At 48.2% G+C, this 22,199-nt stretch carries 16 protein-coding genes and 1 other RNA gene; 1 reads left to right on the plus strand and 16 read right to left on the minus strand.

Annotated features, from left to right (window positions below; genetic code table 11):
• Positions 1-36: 36 nt before the first annotated feature.
• Positions 37-960 carry an AraC family transcriptional regulator gene (locus ACTHPG_RS26155; protein WP_440392298.1) on the minus strand — a complete coding sequence of 308 codons (924 nt, stop codon included), beginning with the start codon at positions 958-960 and terminating at the stop codon, positions 37-39.
• A gap of 199 nt (positions 961-1,159) precedes the next feature.
• On the opposite strand from ACTHPG_RS26155, the gene ACTHPG_RS26160 reads away from it, so the two are divergent.
• Positions 1,160-4,333: an alpha-mannosidase gene (locus ACTHPG_RS26160; RefSeq protein ID WP_440392300.1), complete on the plus strand. Its 3,174-nt coding sequence runs from the start codon at positions 1,160-1,162 to the stop codon at positions 4,331-4,333.
• 109 nt (positions 4,334-4,442) lie between these two features.
• On the opposite strand, the gene ACTHPG_RS26165 is transcribed toward ACTHPG_RS26160, so the two are convergent.
• From ACTHPG_RS26165 to rnr, 15 genes are all read right to left on the minus strand, one after another.
• The gene (locus ACTHPG_RS26165) at positions 4,443-5,294 is read right to left on the minus strand and encodes an aldo/keto reductase (RefSeq protein WP_440392301.1); all 852 of its coding nucleotides are present in this window, start codon (positions 5,292-5,294) and stop codon (positions 4,443-4,445) included.
• Between the two features lie 234 nt (positions 5,295-5,528).
• A complete protein-coding gene (locus ACTHPG_RS26170; RefSeq protein ID WP_440392303.1) occupies positions 5,529-6,782 on the minus strand; it encodes a mechanosensitive ion channel family protein in 1,254 nt (417 codons plus the stop codon).
• A 147-nt stretch (positions 6,783-6,929) separates the two neighbouring features.
• On the minus strand, positions 6,930-7,571 hold the full coding sequence (locus ACTHPG_RS26175) for a polysaccharide deacetylase family protein (protein WP_440392304.1): 642 nt from the start codon (positions 7,569-7,571) through the stop codon (positions 6,930-6,932).
• A gap of 186 nt (positions 7,572-7,757) precedes the next feature.
• Positions 7,758-8,633: a carbohydrate ABC transporter permease gene (locus ACTHPG_RS26180; RefSeq protein ID WP_440392306.1), complete on the minus strand. Its 876-nt coding sequence runs from the start codon at positions 8,631-8,633 to the stop codon at positions 7,758-7,760.
• 15 nt (positions 8,634-8,648) lie between these two features.
• A complete protein-coding gene (locus ACTHPG_RS26185; RefSeq protein ID WP_440392308.1) occupies positions 8,649-9,518 on the minus strand; it encodes a carbohydrate ABC transporter permease in 870 nt (289 codons plus the stop codon).
• A gap of 144 nt (positions 9,519-9,662) precedes the next feature.
• The gene (locus ACTHPG_RS26190; protein WP_440392310.1) at positions 9,663-10,976 is read right to left on the minus strand and encodes an extracellular solute-binding protein; all 1,314 of its coding nucleotides are present in this window, start codon (positions 10,974-10,976) and stop codon (positions 9,663-9,665) included.
• 196 nt (positions 10,977-11,172) lie between these two features.
• Entirely contained in the window at positions 11,173-12,960 is a 1,788-nt protein-coding gene (locus tag ACTHPG_RS26195) for a response regulator transcription factor (protein ID WP_440392312.1), read from the minus strand.
• A complete protein-coding gene (locus ACTHPG_RS26200) occupies positions 12,951-15,107 on the minus strand; it encodes a cache domain-containing sensor histidine kinase (protein ID WP_440392314.1) in 2,157 nt (718 codons plus the stop codon). The genes ACTHPG_RS26195 and ACTHPG_RS26200 overlap by 10 nt, the downstream gene beginning before the upstream one ends.
• A gap of 375 nt (positions 15,108-15,482) precedes the next feature.
• Positions 15,483-15,845: a hypothetical protein gene (locus tag ACTHPG_RS26205; protein WP_440392315.1), complete on the minus strand. Its 363-nt coding sequence runs from the start codon at positions 15,843-15,845 to the stop codon at positions 15,483-15,485.
• A 108-nt stretch (positions 15,846-15,953) separates the two neighbouring features.
• On the minus strand, positions 15,954-16,661 hold the full coding sequence (locus ACTHPG_RS26210; RefSeq protein WP_440392316.1) for a uracil-DNA glycosylase: 708 nt from the start codon (positions 16,659-16,661) through the stop codon (positions 15,954-15,956).
• Positions 16,662-17,179: 518 nt separating this feature from the next.
• Positions 17,180-17,380, minus strand: coding sequence for a hypothetical protein (locus ACTHPG_RS26215; protein ID WP_440392317.1), 201 nt, complete (start codon positions 17,378-17,380; stop codon positions 17,180-17,182).
• Entirely contained in the window at positions 17,373-17,570 is a 198-nt protein-coding gene (locus tag ACTHPG_RS26220; protein WP_440392318.1) for a hypothetical protein, read from the minus strand. Before ACTHPG_RS26220 ends, ACTHPG_RS26215 begins: the two co-directional genes overlap by 8 nt.
• Before the next feature lie 87 nt (positions 17,571-17,657).
• Positions 17,658-18,022, minus strand: a transfer-messenger RNA (tmRNA) gene (ssrA, locus tag ACTHPG_RS26225).
• A gap of 518 nt (positions 18,023-18,540) precedes the next feature.
• Positions 18,541-19,023 carry an SsrA-binding protein SmpB gene (smpB, locus tag ACTHPG_RS26230; protein ID WP_062837738.1) on the minus strand — a complete coding sequence of 161 codons (483 nt, stop codon included), beginning with the start codon at positions 19,021-19,023 and terminating at the stop codon, positions 18,541-18,543.
• A gap of 257 nt (positions 19,024-19,280) precedes the next feature.
• Positions 19,281-22,079 carry a ribonuclease R gene (gene rnr, locus ACTHPG_RS26235; protein ID WP_440392319.1) on the minus strand — a complete coding sequence of 933 codons (2,799 nt, stop codon included), beginning with the start codon at positions 22,077-22,079 and terminating at the stop codon, positions 19,281-19,283.
• Between the last annotated feature and the right edge of the window lie 120 nt (positions 22,080-22,199).

Consider the following 22,199-nt stretch of genomic DNA (forward strand, 5'->3'; position numbering starts at 1 on the left):
ATCACTCCGCTTATTATCTCACGCTAGGCGCTAACGTCACTCGGGTCTTTCGCCCACAAGCATCATTTCATGTTTGCTCTGTGATGGTCTGCTCCGTCGATAGGCACTTGGTGACATACCGCTCTGTTTGTTGAAGATGCGATTGAACTGGGAGAAGCTGGCGAAACCACAATGTGCAGCAATGTCCGTAATTTTTTCACTCGAATTCAGCAGCAATTGCTGGGCATTTCGAATACGGGTCATCTGCACATACTCCGTGAAGGTAAAACCAGTGACCTTGTTGAATTGGCGGGACAAGTGGTGGGCACTTACATAAAACCGCCTGGACACCTCGTCCAAAGATAAATCCTGCTGATAGTGGCTGTGAATATAGGATGCAATGGCATACATACGCCGGGACATCGATGATCCTGTCTCTTCTCGCACATACCCGTTCTCTGCCGTGTAACGATGAATGGCACACAGAAATTCTACAAATTTATGATGGATCACAACCGGTTGAAGCGTAGAGCGCTGCTGGGATATGGCGAAAATATCATTGATGGGCGCGAGGATTTCTTTGCGCATTTCTTCTGGAAAGCGAAAAATCGGAACCTCTTCATCAAAAATGGAGAATAGTTCATTGTAACCGCTCTCAAGTCCTGGCATATGGCGAGGCATCGCAAAATTAATCATCAACCGTTTTGGCGGTGTACCTTTCGGATACTGCGTCTTATGCAGCAAAGAAGGTCGCAGCAGCACGATATCCAATGGCTGAATCTCATATAAACTGCCTTCAATAATATGCGCAGCCGTACGATCCAGAAGAATACAGACTTCATAGAAATCATGAAAGTGCTGAAACTCCATATTCAAGTCATGGGAGCGTTCGTCGTAGTCCAAATGATAAAAGAGTTCGTCTCCAGGCTGATTGACATGGATTACATATCCCTGCTCGTATGTCAAAATGGGTGTTGTCATGGACATGCCTCCTATCCCGATACTATTGATTTTATTTTAGCATGAAATGCAATAAAAATACGTCTTTTTCAGCATACATTACGTAGTTTGCTCCCTTTCCACTTTGTTATGATAGAGCTGATATGTTAGCGTTTACATTATTCATGCTTCAACGACGACTACAGCTTGTACTTACTACAAACCAAGGTGGGAAACCAACATGAAAATGAATTCCTTGTATACTCGAATCCATACCATTGTTAAACACTTGGAACGTGCACGACTGACCTCAAAGACATATATCCCTGAGCTTTATCATAAAGAAAGTGGTTACCACTCCTGGAAACTGGTGCATGAAGACCCTTCCTCCTGGAACGTATTTCGTAAAGGTGATGGCTGGGGCGGCAAAGATGTACACAGCTGCTTCAAAACCCGGATTCGCATCCCGGATCATATGGAAGGAAAAAAAGTCGTATGTACCATCGTCACCGGTGCGGATGATATCTGGAACTATGATAATCCGCAATTTCTGGCATTCCTCAATGGGGAACTGATCTGTGGTCTGGATGTGAACCATACGGAAATTGACCTAACACCTGCTGCGGCAAAAGGGGAAGAATTCGAACTGGCGCTCTATGCGTACTGTAGTACTTCGGCAGCGGATGTCTTTCTCCATGTATATATTGCTGAGCATCATCAGCCAGTCACGGATTTATATTACGATCTTAAAGCTGCGCTCGATGCTGCGGATCTGCTGCGTGAGGATGATCTGGAACGGCTGAAGTTGGTCGAACATCTGAATAAAGCCGTGAACCTGCTGGATTTACGACAGGAGAACAGCGCAGAATTCCATGCTTCGGTACCGGAAGCGCGCCAATATCTGCAAGATCATGTCTATGGTGATGTCCGCCCTGCTGGTGATCACATCCCTACCGTGCATTGTATTGGACACACGCATATTGATGTGGCATGGCTATGGACATTGGATCAGACCCGGGAGAAGGTCATTCGCAGCTTCGCGAGTGTACTGTATCTCATGGACAAGTTTCCAGAATACACGTTCATGTCCTCTCAGCCCCAGCTGTATGCGTATCTGAAAGCAGACTACCCTTCCCTCTATGAGAAAATCAAGGAAAAGGTGGCCGAAGGCCGCTGGGAAGCAGAAGGTTCCATGTGGCTGGAAGCCGATTGTAACCTGATTTCAGGTGAATCCATGATCCGTCAGATTATCTACGGCAAACGTTTCTTCAAGGAAGAATTCGGTGTGGAGAACCGTGTGCTCTGGTTGCCGGATGTATTTGGTTATAGTGCTGCGATGCCGCAGATCATGCGCAAGAGCGGTATTGATTATTTTATGACAACCAAAATTGCCTGGAACGATACGAACCAGATTCCGAACGACACGATGTACTGGAGAGGTATTGACGGATCAGAGGTCTTAACGCATTTCATCACAGCAACAGACTATGATAAACATCCAGATTTCAGGCAGCGTCGATTCGAAACGACGTATAATGGACGATTCAACGCCTCTCAAGTCAAAGGCACGTGGCAGCGATACCAGAACAAAAACATCAATGCAGATGTCCTGCAATGTTTCGGATTCGGAGATGGCGGCGGCGGACCAACCGAAGAGATGCTGGAGCATGGCAGACGACTTGATGTTGGATTGCCGGGTGTACCCGCGGTGAAACGTACGTTTGTACGAGAATTCTTCGAGAAGCTGGAACAGAATCTGGACGATGTCCCTTCTGTTCCCCGCTGGTCGGGTGAGCTGTATCTGGAGTATCACCGCGGTACCTACACTTCCATGGCCCGCAACAAACGGTACAACCGTCATAGCGAATTTGCGTTGGCTGATGCCGAGCTGTATGCCAACATTCATCGTCAGGCGAATGCACAGGCGGCCTATCCAACCGATGCACTGGAGCATGCATGGAAGCTGACGATGCTGAATCAGTTCCATGATATTCTGCCGGGCAGCTCCATTGAGCAGGTATATGTGGATTCCAAAGAGCAATATGAAGAAGTTCTGCGTGTCACGGATGAGCTGAAAGACAGCGCACTGAACGGCATTGCCAGCCGAATTACATCTGATGGCGAAGCCATTGTCGTATTCAACACCACCGGATTCGTACGGACGGACGTGGTTGAACTGCCTGCTTTTGCGAGAAAAGTGACCGTCTACGATGGAGATCGCCCTGTACCAAGCCAGCATACTCCCGGAGGTGGACTCGTGTTCCTTGCTGAAAATGTACCGGCATCTGGATATAAATCTTTCCGGATCACACCAGATCTGACAGACGAACTTGTCGCGGGCGTATCGGTTGCACAGTGGGAAGCCAATCAGCGCCACATCCATACACCTTGGTACGATATTCACCTGAATGAAAGTGCCGAATTCACGTCTGTATGGGACAAGCTGGAGGGCCGTGAGCTGCTTCAGTCTGGCAAGCGCGGCAACGTGCTGCAAGTGTTCGAGGATCGACCTGCGGAATACGAGGCTTGGAACATTGACGATTATTATGAACAGCATATGTGGGAGATTAGCGACCTGCAGTCACTGGAGTGGGTTGAAAGCGGGCCAGTGCGTTCCGTGCTTCAAGTGAAGCGACAGTTCCTGGACTCTGTCATTGAGCAAACGATCATCTTCTACGCGCATACACGCCGGATTGATTTCCGTACGTTTGTGGACTGGAAGCAGGAGCATTTGCTGCTGAAAGCTGCCTTCCCGCTGGATATCTGGAGTGAGAAAGCAGTCTACGAAATACAGTACGGCAACGTGGAGCGTGCTACTCACCGGAATACCAGCTGGGATCAAGCCCGGTTTGAAGTATGCGGACAGAAGTGGGCCGATCTGGCGGAGAACGGATACGGTGCTGCTCTGCTGAACGATTGCAAATACGGATATGATATTCATAACTCGGTGATGCGGCTGTCACTGATCAAGAGCGCAACGTACCCGAATGAAAATGCTGACAAAGAGCAGCACGTATTCACCTACGCACTATATCCACATCAGGGCGACTTCCGTGAAGGACGTGTCATCCAAGCTGCTTATGATCTCAACCGCCCTTTGGTAGCTCGTGAGATTGCATCGCAAACCGGTACGTTGCCGGGAACATGGTCGCTCGCATCGGTTGATCAGGAGAATGTCGTGCTGGAGGTTATCAAAAAAGCTGAGAACAACGATGATATGATCATCCGGGTCTACGAAGCACACGGCCGCCGCAGCTGTGCTTCCCTGCAATTGCCTGAGGGAGCAGGTGCTACGGCGTATGTGTGTGATTTGCTCGAGAACAACGAAGCAGAATGCGCCGTGGAAAATGGTCGAATTACTTTTGATATCAAACCGTATGAGATTCTGACCTTCCGTATCCCTGCCGGACACTAAACAGAACTTACGTAACATGGAAAACTGCAACAATGCTTAATATGCTTCAACAATAAAGGGCTGCCTCCTGTCATATCTGACATGGGAGCAGCCCTTTATTTGTCGTTCTTTAAAATTCTTCGTACTCGCTTGGGTCCTGATCCCACAACCGTCCATCTGGACGATTAAATGCAGAGATCAGCTGCATCTCTTCTGTGCTCAACTCAAAATCGAATATATTAATATTTTCTTGCTGATGCTGCAAGGAGCCCGCTTTCGGAATTGGAATGGAACCCAGCTGAACATGCCACCGCAGAATGATCTGGGTTGGTGTTTTCCCATGCGTTTCCGCGATTCGAAGAATGTTCTCATCCTTCAGAATATCCTGTACCGCATCATTGCCACGTCCAATCGGACTCCAGGACTCGTTCACAATGCCATGCTTCGCGTCCTGTTCCCGCTGATCAGCTTGGTCAAAGAACGGATGCAGCTCAATCTGATTCAGACTCGGTGCTACCCCCGTCTCCTTAATCAGGCGTTCATTGTGCTCAGGCAGGAAGTTGCTGACGCCGATGGATCGGATATATCCACGCTTTTTGGCTTCGATCAGTGCTTGCCATGCCTCGACATACATGTCCTTCTTCGGATTGGGCCAGTGAATCAGATACAGGTCGTAATAATCCAGATCCGCTCTGTACAGGGATTCCTGGATCGCCACGAGTGCTTTATCCTGAGCGTGATAACGCCCCGGCAGCTTCGAGGAAATGAGCAGTTCTTCTCTGGCGATGGAGCTTTGCTTAATTGCTCTGCCCACGGTTGCCTCATTCTCATAGTTATACGCCGTATCAATTAATCGATAACCCGCATCCATGGCGGACGCAATCGATTTAACGCCTTCTTCACCTTTCAAACTATAGGTACCAAACCCAATTGCAGGTACTTTCAAGCCATCGTTCAACGTGTATTCCGGGATATGATTCATTCGAGAACTCTCCTTTGCCAAAAGGTTAGATTATCGTTCCGAGATTCGACTGTTAGAAATTGTTCTTCCTCTCGTTATTCTACCCCTCCCAATGGGCTTGAATCAATTTGGCATAAGAGAATCTACAGGGTGAATTGAAATAGTATTTTGGAAAAGGCAGAGTTATATGAGTTCATATCTATCATGATTAATCACTATGAAATAGTTTTATCGCATCACTTTTCTATGAAAATCCTAGTACTCTCGCACAAATTGCTTATCCTCTTTCAGTTGCACAATGTCATGTCCGGTTGGATTCTGGAAGGCACGCAGTCCGAATGTTGACGCCACCGCGAAGATATGGTCAAAAATATCCGCCTGAACGTTCTCATACACACCCCAGTTGATATCATTGCTGAATGCATAGATTTCCAGAGGCAGCCCGCGATCTTCCGGTGCTAATTGTCGCACAATCATCGTCATATCTTTATTGATCTTCGGATGATTTCTCAAATATTGATGGATATATTCCCGGAATACACCGACGTTGGTCAGCTGTCTGCCGTTCACGTTGCTTTCGGTATTCACCTGGTGCTCCGTGTTGTACGCTTGAATTTCCTTCAACTTTGCCGTGACATAATCCGTAAGATAGTGGATTTTCTCAAACTCGGCTACCATCTCTTCCGTACAGAAGCGGATACTGCTGATATCAATATAGATACTCCGCTTAATTCTTCTGCCACCGGACACCTGCATGCCTCTCCAGTTCCGGAACGAGTCCGAGATGAGGGCATAGCTTGGGATCATCGTAATGGTTTTATCAAAATTCATCACTTTCACTGTGTTCAGTGTAATGTCGATAACGTCACCGTCTGCATTATACTTTGGCATCTCGATCCAGTCACCGACGCGCACCATATCGTTCGACGATAGCTGTACACCAGCCACGAGCCCAAGGATCGAGTCTTTGAAGACGAGCATTAATACCGCCGATAACGCACCAAGTCCACTCAGGATGATCAATGGATTCTGTCCGATCATATTCGAGATGACGATAATACCACCTATAATAAACAGAAAGATCTTGGCGACCTGAATGTAACTTTTGATTGGACGAATCTTGGACACTTCATAGGAACGATAGATATCATCGAAGACATTAAGCAGAGCATTCAGAACCGTAATCATGATAACAATCATGTAGGTCATTGCTGCTTTTTCAATCAAAGCCTGATAGGGCGGGAAAATATAAGCAGAATAATAGATAATAATGGCCGGCACGAGATGCGACAGCTTCTGAAATAAATTTTTCTGAACCACAATGTGGCCCCACTTAAAACGGTTGTTACTTACGATACGATGAACCGTCTTCAGTACCACTCGCTTGGCAATCACATTCGCCAATATCGAGATCACTGCTATAAAAATAACCATAATCACATTCGAAAGGTATCCAATGGAAGGTCCACTCATGCCGAGTTCTTCTAGTTGGTTTCTGATAAAGTCCATTGTTTCCTCCTGACATAATCTAGTTTAGCCTATTATTATAAAGTAGTTTGAGAGGGCAAGCAAAGTATATACCTCTGCTCCGTTCTTCCTATACAAATTATATATAAAAAAGGACCCCGTCATTCAAAGAATGATGGGTCCACTTGATTATGTTATCTTTTCATCCTGCTCACGAGAAATGTCCAGCAGCTCACTCACCGTCACCAATCGATACCCTTCTGTGACCAGTTCTTCCACCAGCACACGAACGGCCTCCACCGTCTGGGAACGATCCCCGTACCCGTCATGGAATATCAGCACGCTGCCGGGTTGCACCGCAGATCGGGTATGCTCCAGAATGTGCTCAACGCCGGGATTGTCCCAATCCCTCGCATCACCGTTGACTGCACCAATCGTGCGATATCCGTGCTCCGCTGCCAGAGACAGTATATCATCGTTTACGCCAAAATACGGCGGTCGGAAGCTGCGGGCAGGTTGCCCCGTAACTTCTTGAACAAGACGTTCTGCGCGTTGCAACTCTTCCCCAGCTTCCTCCAGCGTCAGCTTGGTCAGGTCCGGATGCGTGTATGTATGGTTGGCGATTTCATGCCCTTCACGGTGCACCTCCGCCGTAATCTCCGGATGAGCCTCTATCTCTGTACCAATCATGAAAAATGTCGCCTTCCCACCAGCACGACGGAATATCTCAAGTATTTGAGGTGTATACACCGGATGCGGCCCATCATCAAACGTGAACGCCACAACCTTTTCCCGAACAGACTCCTGCTCTACCATTGCGATGTTGAACATACCATAATGACCCCTCTCTGCAACTACCTGCTTCATACTCCCTTATTATTCCATGTCGACAGGCTTCGGTCTAGTCCAGAGATCACACCTTGGAACTCCCAGCTCAAGTTGATATCTGCCAGAAAGAGAGTACAGTGAGCGAGCAGCAAGCGCTTCTACTGCCACGCCCTCCAGTCCAGCCTCCAACTAACCTTTGATCGCACCTGCAATCATGCTCTTCTGCACCTGTTTGTTGAGCAGCAGATAGATAACCACCGTTGGCACCGTCGTAATCATCAGTCCCGCACCAATGATGCCCCATTGCGTAATGTACGTTCCCACCATCGACATCATGCCCACCGTCAATGTCTGATAAGCCGTGTTATTGATAAACGTGACCGCAAACATCAGCTCATTCCAGCACGACAAAAACGTGAAGATGGCTACCGTTGATATAGCCGGGGTTACCAGAGGCATAATAATAGAGAAAAACGTCCGGTAAATGCCGCAGCCGTCGATAACCGCCGACTCTTCCATCTCTCGCGGGATACCTTTGAAAAAGCTGCCCAGAATGAATACCGCCATCGGAATGCCAAACGCCACATAGGGAATGATCAGTGACCAATAGCTGTTGAGCAGGCTCAGATTCTTCAAAATAATAAACAATGGCAGCAGTGCCGCATGTATCGGCACCATCATACCCAGCAAAATAATCGTCATCGTGAGCCCGCTGAGCTTCCAGTTCATTCTTGTGATTGCGTATCCCGTCATGGAGGACAGGATCAGTACCAAGACAATGGAGGCTACTGTGACCAACACGCTATTCATAAAATAGGTTAGCACATAGCCGTCGGACATGGCTTTGGTGTAATTGCTCCACAGAAACGCTTTGGGCAACCCGGCTACATCACCGCTAAAGATTTCACTGTTATCCTTCAAGGAAAACAGCGCCAGCCAGATGAGTGGGTATATCTGCACAATTGCGACGAGGATCAGAAACGCTTGCAGGAACACTTTCCCGATTGGTCCGGAGATGGACCTTGGCTTGGGCTTTTTTTGCAACATGACTTCTACGGTACTCATGCCTCATGCCTCCTTCTATTCCGTTTTGAACAATGAATTAATAAGAATCGTACATACCAGACACTCCACAATGATAAAGACCGAAATCGCACTGCCATATCCGTACCGGAACGTATCAAAAATGGTGGCGTACATCAGTGTGCTCGGCACTTCAGTGGTGTAGAACGGCCCGCCGCCCGTCAGCACATAGATCAGGTCAAACACCTTAAATGCGCCAATAACCGAAAATACAAGGCTTACCTTCAGGATGGGCTTCATTAAAGGGATCATAATGGACCACGCCGCGCGAAGACGTGAAGCACCATCCATTCTTGCAGCTTCCAGCACATCCTGTGAGACGGATTTCGCTCCTGCGTACATCAGCAGCATGTGATACCCCACGTACTGCCACAAGGTTGGTATAAACGATGCCGCCAGAGCGGTATCCTTCTGCCCCAGCCAATCCTGTGCCAGGCTGGATAAGCCGATACTTTGCAGCAACACGTTCAGCAGGCCATAATCGGCATTGTAGATTTTTGACCACAACTGGGCAATAACCACCGTTGAGATCAATACCGGGATGAAATACACGGTCCGGTAGAACCCTTCCCCCTTGACGTTGGACGCCAGAATCAGCGCGAGCACGAGCGAGATCGGCAGTTGAATGAACACCGAAGCTCCCGCGAATAACAGGGAGTTTTTGATGGAATTCAGTACACGCGTATCCTTAAACATCTCCACATAGTTGTCCAGGCCGATAAATGTTCCCCTGCCTACGCCGTTCCAGTCCAGCAGACTGTAATAACTGGAGACAAAGATTGGAATAAGTACAATTCCGCAGAACAGAATCAGTGTGGGCAGTACGAAGACAGCTATGGTGCCTTTATTGGAAAATACAGAGTTCATTGTTGTTCTCCTCTCAAAGGCGTGACCGGCATATACCGGACCACGCCTTGTTTGGGTTCATCTTCATTGTTAGCAGGCTTAAGCTTGGCAAGCTCAACACGAGCTTACACGTGTATGGATTATGCGCATATTAGCCTGCGCGATCTACAAGCTCAGCTCTGTTGGTTTGAGCTGTGCCATTTGTTTGCAGAACTCCTCCGGTGTTACATCGCCAGCCAGCAACTGGGCAATCAGGTTTTTGTGTGCTTCGGCAGACTCTGCTGGCAGAATGTTATCCCACCACGCGATGAATGAGGTCGCCGTTTTCATAATATCTGCCGCAGACAGATCAAGGGAGGACAGGCTGGACGTATCGAGTGCATCAGTTTTCCAGCTTGGCAGACCGGCTCCAGCCAGGAAACCTTGCGTACCCAGCTGCTCGCTCAGATACATGAGGAATTCCACGGCTTCCTTCGGATGCTTCGTATTCTGGTTGATGTAGAAACCATCCACGGCTCCGCCGAAAATTTCGGTATGGGTGCCTTTACCATCCTCAAACACCGGGAACGGAATCACTTTCACTTTGCCTTTGACTACGGAGGACGGGTCCTCAATTCCTGCATTCACCCAGTTGGCCTGGAACATCATCGCCCCGTTGCCTGCATTAAATGCCCCAAGCATCTCGTCATAACTCATGCTGAACATGCTGCTGTTGAACGCTCCTGCTTGCGCAAGCTGCTGCATCTTGGTCGCGGCGGCAACAAAGTCGGGCGAATCCCACTTTGATGGATCTTTAAAAGCTTCCATCACCGCAGTATTGCCTGCCTGACGCATCGCAATAATGTCGTACCAGTACATGCCCGGCCAGCGGTCCTTCTCCCCAATCACAGCCGGGGTAATGCCTGCCGCCTTCAGCTTCTCAATTGCATCCAGCAGTTCATTATAGGTGGTCGGGATCTTGGCACCCGCCTGCTCGAACAATTCCGTATTCACGTAAAGGTTGGCGATATGTGTGTACACGGGCAACGTGTAGATTTTGCCGTCCATATTGATCGCCTCAGCCATTCCCGGACCCATTCGTTCTTTAATATCGTCCGTCAGGTAACTTGAGATTTCCAGCACATTACCGGATTTGATGTACGGCTGCATGAAGCTGCCGCCACCCATGCCATAGAACAGGTCCGGTGCCTCACCAGCTGCAATCGATGTTTTGACTTTGGTTTTGTACTGTTCTCCTGTCGTGCCCGTACGTTCAACCTGAATGTCTGGATGCTCGCTGTTCCATTTCTCAACAATCTCGGGCAGCAGCTTAGCCGAAGGATCGGTATTTCCGACTGATTGATCCCACAGCGTCAGCTTGATCTTCCCATTACTTTCCCCCTGTGCACCGCCGGACGAGCCGGATGAACATGCTGCCAGACTGCTTACAATGCCCAGCGTCAGAATTAGACTTGCCGATTTTTTTAGTAGCGCTTTCATATTTATGGACCTCCCTATATGTTTTCGTTGGTTCTAGCCCATATTTTAGGAAAACTGTGCTTTGTTCTCCATTTAGAAAACAGGCATTGATTTGTAATATTCGAACATATGTGGAATTGGAACCGAAGCGGGTTTACACTCAGACCTTCGCCGCACTCCCCACACTCCCCAACAAGCCCGACTACATTCTCGTTTTTCAGGTTTTTACATTTCGATATTCATTCATGGATCGACCGATATGTTTTTTGAACAAGACGCTGAAATAGTGTGGGTCCGGGATGCCTACCTGCTCCCCAATCTCATATCCTTTTAAGTCCGTCTGTTTCAGCAGCATTTCAGCCTTCTTCATGCGGAGTTGAGTCAGATATTCCACAAATGTCTGCCCGGTTTCTTTTTTCATCAGCCGCCCCAGATGGCCCGAACTTACGTAAAAAGCAGCCGCGGTGCTGGAAAGCCCCACTTCCGCATTGCTCATGTTCTCTTCAAGATAAGCCATTACCCGGTCAATCAGATTGCCCTCCTTGGCCTGTCGCTTGGCTTGTATGACATCCGATACGGTGCGGACATGCTGCTCCAGCATGTTTTTTAGTTCGGGTAGATGATCTGCTGTAAAAATGGCCGCAACGGCCTCTTTGTTCAATGCGTGCTCTCCCTCAAGCTGCTGCTCTATGGCAGCACGCTGGCACTCCGTAACCACATCCATGGCTGCCATTCGAAATTGTGAAACGTCCGAGAATGGTACAGACAGCATGCGCTCCAGCAACAATACGGCTTCTTCTCCCGCACCAACACTGACGTAAAATTGCAGTTGTTGGAGCAGCTGTGCATCCGAGTGGTAGGGCCTTTTCCCGCCTTCGATGATCAGATCCTCGAAGCAAATGACCTGATTTTTCCCGACAAACGCCTGATAATCGAGTGCACGACAAGCTTCCCAGTATCCCACACAGGCCTTCCCCCATCCTGAGTGCCATTGCCCAATCCCTGCGGTCACATCCACTTGGCACCCTTCGAGCTTAAGCGTATGTTGAAGTTCTTCCTGAAGCCGCTGGACCTGGTTGGCAAATTCCGTATCCGCCCCAAGCGAGAGCACAACGATACGATTATGCGGGTCCATGACGATAATGGTTTGCGAATTCTGCGGATAAAAAGCCTGCACCTGCTTCATGCCTACCATTCGCAACAGAATATGTATTTCCTCAGCGGGTTGTGGATGGGCTTCTGTCTTATGCCAGCTTAAATGGGTTTGATCGTGTTGAGGCTCGGTTTGAACTTGGCTGAGTTGGTGGGGTTGACGAGCTTGATGAGCTCGTTGTGCTTGATGTGCTTGATGAGATGTCTCGGACAGATGCTGACTTGCCTCTGGTGCAGTTATCTTCGCTTGCGGGACAGCAACCTCCACCTCCATTACTGCGATACGTAATCCTGGTTCACCAGACGAGATAGGAATGCCGAAGAATCGGGCCTTTTCTTGGAGTTCATCCTCAGGGATCACATCACTCAACCATTGATTCACAAATCGCTCCCTGAGATATGGCAAGCTCTGCTCCATTTCCTCCCGCAGCTTCATCAGCTCGTACTCGCGCCCGACCTCCTGCTCGATTGCCGCTCGCAGCTTCGCCGTAACCTGTAATAACTCCGAAGCACGAATCGGTTTCAAAATAAAATCGGATATGCCCAGCTTCACACTCTGACGAGCATATTCAAATTCATCATGTCCCGTCACAACGACGATTTTTATGTTCGAATAACGCTCCATGAGAATGCCGCTCAGTTCAATGCCGTCCATCTTCGGCATGTATATGTCCGTGAACACGATGTCTGGACGCAACAGCTCCACTTGATCCAAAGCCTCTTCGGCATCGGAGGCCTCGCCAACGATGACCATGCCTTGCTGCTCCCAATCGATACGCATACGCAGCAGATTTCGGATAAGGTATTCATCGTCCACAATCAATACCTTTAAAGGTTCTAAAGTTAATTCCATGATTCATCGGCTCCCTTCGGGATCGTTATGATAATGGTGGTTCCTTTTCCAACCTCGCTCTCCAGCTTGAGTCCATCCTCTCTTTCGTAGAAAATACGAAGTCGCTCCATCGTTCCCCATAAGCCAAAGCTTGGATTGTGTATAGAATTATAGGTAGGATTAGAAGGATTAGATGAACTAGAGGAGATAGATGAGTTCGTTGAGTTAATTGAGTTCTGTGAGTTAATTGAGTTAGTTGAGTCAGAACGGTTAGAATGGTTTATTTCTTTGCGTTGAACCTGCTGCACTTTTTCCTCGGACATGCCGACTCCGTCGTCAGTGATCGTTAGAATTACCCCTTCCTCGGTTCGATGTGCTTGAATGCGTATCGTGCCTGGGCTGCCTTTGGGACGAATGCCATGATACAGTGAATTTTCCACCAGCGGCTGGAGTGCGAGCTTGGGAATCATCACCCGCTCACAATCTGGAGCAATATCATACCGCACCTCAAACACACCGGGGTAGCGCACCTGCTGGATCGTCAGATAATTGCGTACAATCTCTACCTCCTCGGGCAGTGTAACCAGTTCACGGCCTTTGCTGACACTCAGGCGATAGTAACTTCCAAGCGCTTCTAACAGCTCACATACCTTGTCGTTCATGCCCGACATTGCCAGGGAGGTGATGGAATCCAGTGTGTTGTATAGAAAATGGGGTTTGATCTGCGCCTGAAGTGTATTTAACTCTGCTCGGCGGATTGTCTGCTGCTCCTGAATGATGCGTTTCAGCATCTGGTCGATCTGCTCAATCATCTGGTTGTATCCTCCATATAACTGTGCGAACTCGTAGCTGTTCAGCTCAACCGTCACTTTGCGGAAGTTGCCGCTGGGTGCCTTTTGCATGGAACGAAGTAGTTTGTGTATCGGCTTAATGACACTGCGCGAGATGATGAACGAACTGACGAAAAAGACAGTCCCGTTCACTGCCAGTAATATTAATGCAAGGAGCACCATGGACTTATTACGGGTATCCGTAGCCCGGTATGGACTCATGCTGATGAATTTCCACTGATCATCACCAGCCGAACGATAGGTCACCGCATATTCCTGACCACCCGATTGCAAGGTGATGAAGCCGGAGGGCTGCTCGTGAAATGTTTGTTTTAACTTGGCCTGATTGGCCTCTAACATCTCGTGCATCCCTTCCTGTCCAGGAGCCGCAGACATGGATGCGTCGGATACCACAGGCACGCCCTTCTTCCCATCGGTTGCGTTGGTTGCGATCACCCGCTGATGCTCATCCAGAATGGCCACCTGAAATGAATCCGGTGCAGACAGGTTGGCGTAGGCTTGAGCGACGGATGCCCCCTTGATGTTCATGACCAGAAATCCAAGCGGAGACGTATCATCCAGATCCCGAATGAGGCGAATAAATGAGACCACCTCTTGCCCATCATTCTCCCCCATGGCCGAGACTCCGCTGTCGTTGTTGTCACCATTCAGCCTGAGCAGATATCTTCCGTTGTGCTTCAGTGCCTGTTCGTACCAAGGCGCTTCCTTCACATTCGCTTCCATAAACGTGGGCCATTCCTGAGTACCGACCGAGAATCGGTGACCCGAATTATCGTAAATATAGACTGAATCGATAATTGGAACCGCTTGCATGAGATTGGTCAAATACGCGCTGACCTTGGACTGTGTCTGTAAATTGGAGTACACATTGCCCTGCCGAAGCAGGTTCTGCAAGTTGGGATCGGAGAAAATCATTTTCGAATAATTGTTCACGTTCTCAATCATCAGATTAACATTGGTCTCAATGGATGTAATCGTCTGTAGCGATGCTTCATTGATCTTTCGCCGTGCGTCATTTTCCGAGATTCGATTCAGCACCAATGCACTGAACGCCACCGTTAGCAGAATAATGACAAAGTAGGCAAACGGGATTTTAAAAGCCAACGTCCTGGGCTTGCGTTGAATGAACTCTTTGAAACGGGGAGTCCACTTCTTCTTCATAGCGCTGGAGGTTGCTCTCGTGTTTGCTTTCATATTTTCGTTTGCTTCTGCATTGGTCTCGGCATCTGATTGGACTGTTGCTTTCGCTTCACTCGTTGCATCTTCTTCTGCTGCTTCTTCTGTCTTTGTTTTTGCATCCTTGGCTCTGTTTTTCATTGTGACCCTCCTTTGGTTCCGAGGTGTGATGGGTTTAACGGTTGGGATCGGACGACCAGTTGGGGTGTCCACCCACTCTCTCGGATTTTATACAATTGTATATTATAGGACGGTGTGCGGAAGAGGCTCAATTCTTTTTTATTGCTTGAGGATGGCTAGATTGAGTGAAGTAGAATGAGATTTGAGGATCTGATTATTGTGAATGAAACGAGTAGAGGCCCCGTAATTGGAGCCGCGGGGAGTACTGCTCTATAAAATTTTGGAGGTGCAGATAAAAAGTTGTGGTTTGTGCCGGATGGAGAGTGAAGCGGGACATGCGGAGGATCTTGCTACACAGGAGATGGGTTCGTTATGGTAAGAAACAGCAAATCGTGATCAAAGCGAGAATTCGGTAACGCCTTTTTTGGAGGCATATTTCAGCGTGTATCTTCCTTCTGTGCCATATGGCATCGTAGCGATTTGGATGCGGGTGTAATCCAGCCGACTCTCTCTCAGCACTTTTTTAATTAGCGCTATGCTCCGATCTTCGTCCGTTACCACACAGAAAATGTTCATTACATATTCCTTTGGATCAGCCACACGGCTACCCCGATCACATCCATCCACCTCTCCCAACTCCGCCTGGGTCAGAACAGTTTCCAGATATTCCATTACCTTTTCCTTCAACCAATGATCTCGTTTGCTACCCTGCGCACTCTTCATTGGATATTGCACCACAAGCCAGTATTTTTCACTCATTTAGCTTCACCAACCAATCTGTATATGATGGGGCACTACGTTATGTGTAGGACACTTGGACGATAAGGTGCATATGTTATGCCTTACATTCCTTCAGTTCCAAATGGGCTAGATTATTGACCTTACTGCTTTTTGGAATTGTACTGCTCTTCCGTTTGCAGGATGGGGAACATGATGATGTTTAATGAGATGGGAGCTTAACGTGTCTCCTGACTTTCTGCCAATAGCCACGATCTGAGCATCAGGATTCAGTTGCATAAGCTGTCTGGCGAATAACACACCATCCTCCAACTCTGCCAAAGTCGGCGTTCGATTCGTCATCCTGTTTTCAGAAGATTGATAGGGATGAAAGGGATAGATGTTCCAAAATATAAAGTCCGTTGGTTTCCACCTTGCACTGGATAACACTTCGCCCCATATGATGGATGCTGTCGGCTCTGCGAATCCATACAGCGCCTGACTGCGGTTAGGTTTGGCGATATTCGGCAGGCTTGTTCGGACACCCGGCTCTCCTGAAAAAACCAACTGGTGATTCACCAGCGAATGATTCCCGGTAACCATTCGTTCGGACGTCAAGGGTACGCCGGAGAACCTTGCCCCTTGATAGCCCACGGCTTCCGCAATAAATATGTACCGAGCCTTGCACATTCTTGGTTCGAAATACCTGACCAAATGTTCTGTACGAATATCCACCGCTTCGGGGCCGATATCATAGCCCGTCACATAATCTCTCCAAGGATTAATTACATTTACTGGCGACACATATGCTTGTATCCCTGCAACAAACTCGCGGATCTGTTGCTGCGTTTGGCGCATGCTTCTTTGCCTCCTTTGGGAGATTAAGGCGTAAATTGGGCTTGCATCAACTTATTTTACAAAGATTATAGCATAAACAGAAAGACCACCAACCAGAGCACTGGTTGGTGGTTTTTGACTCTAATGGAGGCGAGGGGAGTCGAACCCCTGTCGGAAGATAATGGCACATAAGCTTCTACGGGTGTAGTCAAAGTTTTGATGTCACTCGAGTATCAGTAACCAACAAGAACAGGATTAGCCCAAGCAGGTATGGACTCAACACAATAGATCAAATTACTTTGTATGATTTCTGCAACAATTAAAGGCTCGTATGTATTATCAATGATGATAACCTGATCTGCGATGGCTAGAGCCGGTTTAAGGTTCTTCAATGACTGGCCATATCGATAACGAATGTCTTCTTCTGCAATCCAATGTCCACCTTACAATTTCATAATTATTTTCTTTTGCTATTTCCATATGTTTTAAAACAAATGATCCGGACAATGTCGTTTCAATAGCGAAGTTTACACCACTTTTTATGAGTGATCGGATTTTTTTACGGCTTCCCTGCCAGCAGACAGGTCAGCACTGCGCGGATTCTCTGGCTTCAACTCTCTTGCAATTTGATCTGGATCAACCAGTTCACCAAGCCACTCTTTCATTTGCATGCTAAGTGTACTTTTCCCTGCTCCATTGGTACCCGCAAACACAGTCATGACTGGTCTGATTTCACTCATGATACTCAAACTCCTGGCGTTTCCCAGTAGCATCAAATATAATTTCGAATTTATTACCATCAGCATCCTCACGAACGCGTTTGTTATTCTTTATATAGTAAATAGAGGCACCTGATTCTTTAGCTTGTTTCCGTGCATGTTGATTGGCTTTTTTTAAAATTTCTTGGAGCTGTTCTCGATTTTCAAACATCTTGAGTCCCCCAATCTAAATTTATACTTATTATATCATAAACTAAAAAACCACCAACCAGATTACTGGTTGATGGTTTCTTGACTCTAATGGAGGCGAGGGGAGTCGAACCCCTGTCCGAAGATAACGACACATAAGCTTCTACGGGTGTAGTCACAGTTTTGATGTCACCCGAGTATCGCCCCGTAACCGGCTATACGTTGGGTCAGCCTGATTGTCTTCTTCAGCACACCCCAGGCGGAGATGTGACAGCGTATCCCACTACTTGTTAGCCCCTAATCCTGTCACATGGGCGATGCAGGTTAGAAGCACGCACACAGTTTCTTAGGCTGCGAAAGCGTAGTTTGTTTGTTGTTTGCCGTTTAATAGGCTTTAGCGTTGATGAAGCGGACGCGTCCCCACTACCCGCTACCCATGCTCGAACTATCCCCGTCGAATCCATAAACGCCCCCTCAATGAAGAAGGGCTCCAGGATTAATCCGTGAATACGGAGCAAAGGTGCTGCACATCTTTTTCCTCCAAGGTAAAAAGATGCTTATTCTTTCAAACTCGGCATTCCTGTCTGCTACATGAGTAATCATAACACAGGACACATCACCGATATAGTACAGATTGCTGGAAGACATTCCAGCAGGCTGAGCACGTGTACAAAGTTATCCAATACAACAGGCTCAATCGTCTACATATTATACCGCGTCACCCATCGGAAGTAAAGTTTACCCAGATCAGATGACGAACAACGGCACCTAAGTATTTTACCCACGATTCAGGGAAACTACGCAAGAGCTAATCATTTTGAGTCATCCCCGAGCCATATTCTGTGTTCCTACTTACTAAATAAAAAAGCCTCAATCTTGCCCATAACAGGACAAACACTGAGACTCTTTAACTCGTACATCAACTTTCCTAACTCCATCACGAGAAACTACCTTATGCATCTAAAGTAAAACTTTCACATTCACCGCTTCACTTAACGTGCAACCTTCTGCTTCTCGCGCATTGCGCGTTGAATATCACGTTGTGCATCCCGCTTGGCTGCAGTCTCACGCTTATCAAACTGCTTCTTACCTTTGCCCAGTCCAAGCAACAGCTTAGCGTAACCGTTGCGGATATAGATCTTCAGTGGCACAATGCTGTACCCATCCTGTTTCGACAGCCCGAGCAACTTGTGAATCTGTACTTTATGCATCAGCAACTTGCGCGTACGTGTCGGATCGAGCGGATTATTTCGGTTCCCTTGTTCAAAAGGACTAATATGCATATTGTGAATATGAATCTCACCGTTCCGAATCGTGGCAAATGCATCACCAATATTCGCACGGCCGTTACGAAGAGATTTGATCTCCGTTCCGGTAAGCACCATGCCCGCTTCATACGTATCTTCAATGAAGTAGTCATGGGAAGCCTTTTTATTCTGTGCGAGCACTTTACTCTGTCCATCATTCTTGCCCATGTCCTCACTCCTTCTCCGTAAAATAAGCCGGTACCATGCCGTATAGCAGCGCACCGTTGTTGCACCAAGGTACCACGTGCCAGACCTTAATTGTAGCAAGTACGACTGTTAAAATCAAGAAAGAGGCGGCCTCTGCCGCCCCTCCTCATTACACCACTTCCAGACTGTGCGAAACAACAACCGCGGAAAGTGACTATTTCTCCAACGCTTGACTTGGAGGAACGAATCGTAATCCATCTCTCCAGGTTACGTTAGTTTTATTTTTTCTTTTTCCGTACAAAAGCTGCCGTACCGTTACCAGCTGCACCTTTGCTCTTCTTCCGCTTGCGTCGTGGTGCTCCGCCTTCATGAGTGCCACCTGGTGTTGCAGCTTCTCCGATAAATACGCCGCTCGGCGAAGTGTTTTTACGTCCACTTCCGCCTTTGCCACCTTTACCGCTGCCCTTGCCGGATTTAAAGCTTCCTTCACCGCGACCGCTGCCGCTGCTTTGGCCACTTCCTTGTCCACCAGTCGAACTGCTATCCGAACCAACCGATGTAGAGCTATAACCGCCTTTACCTGAGCCAAAACCAAAGCTCACCGCGCCTTTGCCCCGACCCGTCGATCCGCCAGCATCACCAGCACGACGCTCACCTTTCGGTTTGCCGCCGCCTTTACCTCCGTATCCACCGGCTGAGCCTGCTCCCGCACCTGCACTCGCTGCTCCGCCGCGACCGCCACGTCCACCTTTGCCTTTGCTGCTCTCTTCCGGTGATCTGCCACCACGGTTGCCTCCAGCAGCGGTGCCGCCTTTGCCGCCACGCGATCCGCTGAATCCACCTGGCCCACCCTTGGCACCGCCGCGTCCGCCGCCGCTGCCTGGACGTCCACCTTTGCCGCCACGTCCGCCACCGAAGCCGCCAGGACGTTCAGCACGGGGTTTCATATCCACCATTTCAAAATCAATCGTATACTCTTCCATGCTGACACGCGCCACACGAATCTTCACTTCATCCCCGATACGGAAGACTTTTGAGGTACGTTCACCAATCAGAGCCATATGCTGATCGTCAAAATGGTAATAGTCGTCCGTGAGCGCGCTCAGGCGAATCAGACCTTCAACCGTGTTCTCCAGTTCAATGAACATACCGAAGCTGGTCACACTGCTGATCATGCCTTCGAACTCTTCTCCGACTTTATCAAGCATGTACTCGGCTTTTTTCATTTTCTCTGTATCCCGTTCAGCCTCTACCGCCACACGTTCACGCTCTGAAGACTGCTGCGCAATATCGGCCATTCGTGCTGCCAAATACTCCTGACGATTCTCCGGCAAAGCACCATTATTTTCAATCACTTCGCGAATCACCCGGTGAATGACGAGATCGGGGTAACGACGGATTGGAGATGTAAAGTGACTATAGAATTCTGCCGCGAGGCCAAAGTGACCTGACATTTCAGAATCATACTTCGCCTGTTTCATGGAACGAAGCATCATCGTACTGATCACGGTTTGTTCTTTCGTTTCTTTGATGTCCTCAAGCAACGATTGAAGCGCCCGTGGATGGATCGCATTGCCACGCCCTTTGACCTGGTGTCCAAAATTCGCCGCAAAGGCGAGGAAATTTTGCAATTTTTCCTGATCCGGGTCTTCGTGCACACGATAAATGAACGGAACCTTTAACCAGTGGAAATGCTCAGCCACGGTTTCGTTCGCTGCCAACATGAATTCCTCAATGATTTGCTCTGCAATTGAACGCTCCCGTTTCACAATATCGATCGGTTTGCATTCTGCATCCACAATGATTTTGGATTCTTCAAAATCAAAGTCAACCGCACCACGACGCATACGCATAGCACGCAGTTTCAAAGCAATCTCTTTCATCAGATGAAAATCATCCACCAGATCCTTATAACGCTCAAGCAATTCCGGCTCTTCACCTTCAAGGATTTTACGAACGTTGGAATACGTCATCCGCTCTTTGGTTTTGATTACACTCGTGAAAATGTCATGTTTCACAACCTTCATCTGGTCGTTGAACTCCATCTCACAAGACAGGGTCAACCGATCCACCTGCGGGTTCAAACTACAGATCCCGTTCGACAGACGCTGTGGCAGCATCGGAATAACCCGGTCCACGAGATAAACACTACATCCACGGTTGTATGCTTCCTGATCCAGCTTGGAATTCTCCTGTACATAATAGCCAACATCGGCAATATGAACACCCAGACGGTAATTACCATTAGGCAGTTTCTCTACATTTACAGCATCATCCAGATCCTTGGCATCTTCACCATCAATCGTGACAATGTTAAGTCCGCGCAGATCACGGCGACCCTGCTGTACAATCTCTTCATCCGTGATGGAATCGGGTGCTTTCTCCGCCTCTTCTACGACTTCATCCGGGAAAGCTTCAGGCAACTGGTGCTTGCGAATGACGGACAAAATATCAATACCCGGCTCATCCTTATGACCGAGAATCTCGATCACTTCACCCTCGGCTGCCGCACGGCCCTCCGGATAGCTGACGATTTTTGCTACGACCTTCTGTCCATCAACCGCCCCTGCAAAGTTGGTACGCGGGATGAAAATATCGCGATTAATCCGTTTATCATCCGGAATAACGAAGCCGTACACCTCATGGCTTTGGAACACACCGACAACTTGTGTCACCGCACGAGTAACGATACGGACGATCTCACCTTCCAGGCGACCGCCAGAAGGGCCTTGGGACGTGACTTTAACCAATACCGTGTCGCCATTCATCGCACTCTTCATGTCATTGGCGTGAATGTACACATCCGGGTGCTCCCGATCCTCAGGAATAAGGAAAGCAAAGCCTTTGGCATGAGCCTGTAGACGTCCGCGAACCAAGTCCATGCGCTCTGGCATGCCATAACGATTGTTGCGGGTCAGCAGAACTTTGCCGGATTCCTCCAGCGTATTCAACATAATCAAAAAGGCTTTGAAATCAGCTGCGTCTTCGATCGCGAAGTGCTGTTCCAACTCCTGATAAGTCATCGGTTTATAAGCGGTCTCCCGCATGAAGTCGAGCAATTGTTGTTCTGTTATCATTAATATATTCACCTCGGGAAACATAAAAGTGTAATCGGATCTCATCTGTTTATGTATCGGAATTCTTACCATTTTCATGCAATCATATCACTGTCGTGAAGAGTATAGTCGCGCATCCAT

The organism is Paenibacillus sp. SAF-068 (assembly GCF_051967555.1).
Taxonomy (GTDB): domain Bacteria; phylum Bacillota; class Bacilli; order Paenibacillales; family Paenibacillaceae; genus Paenibacillus.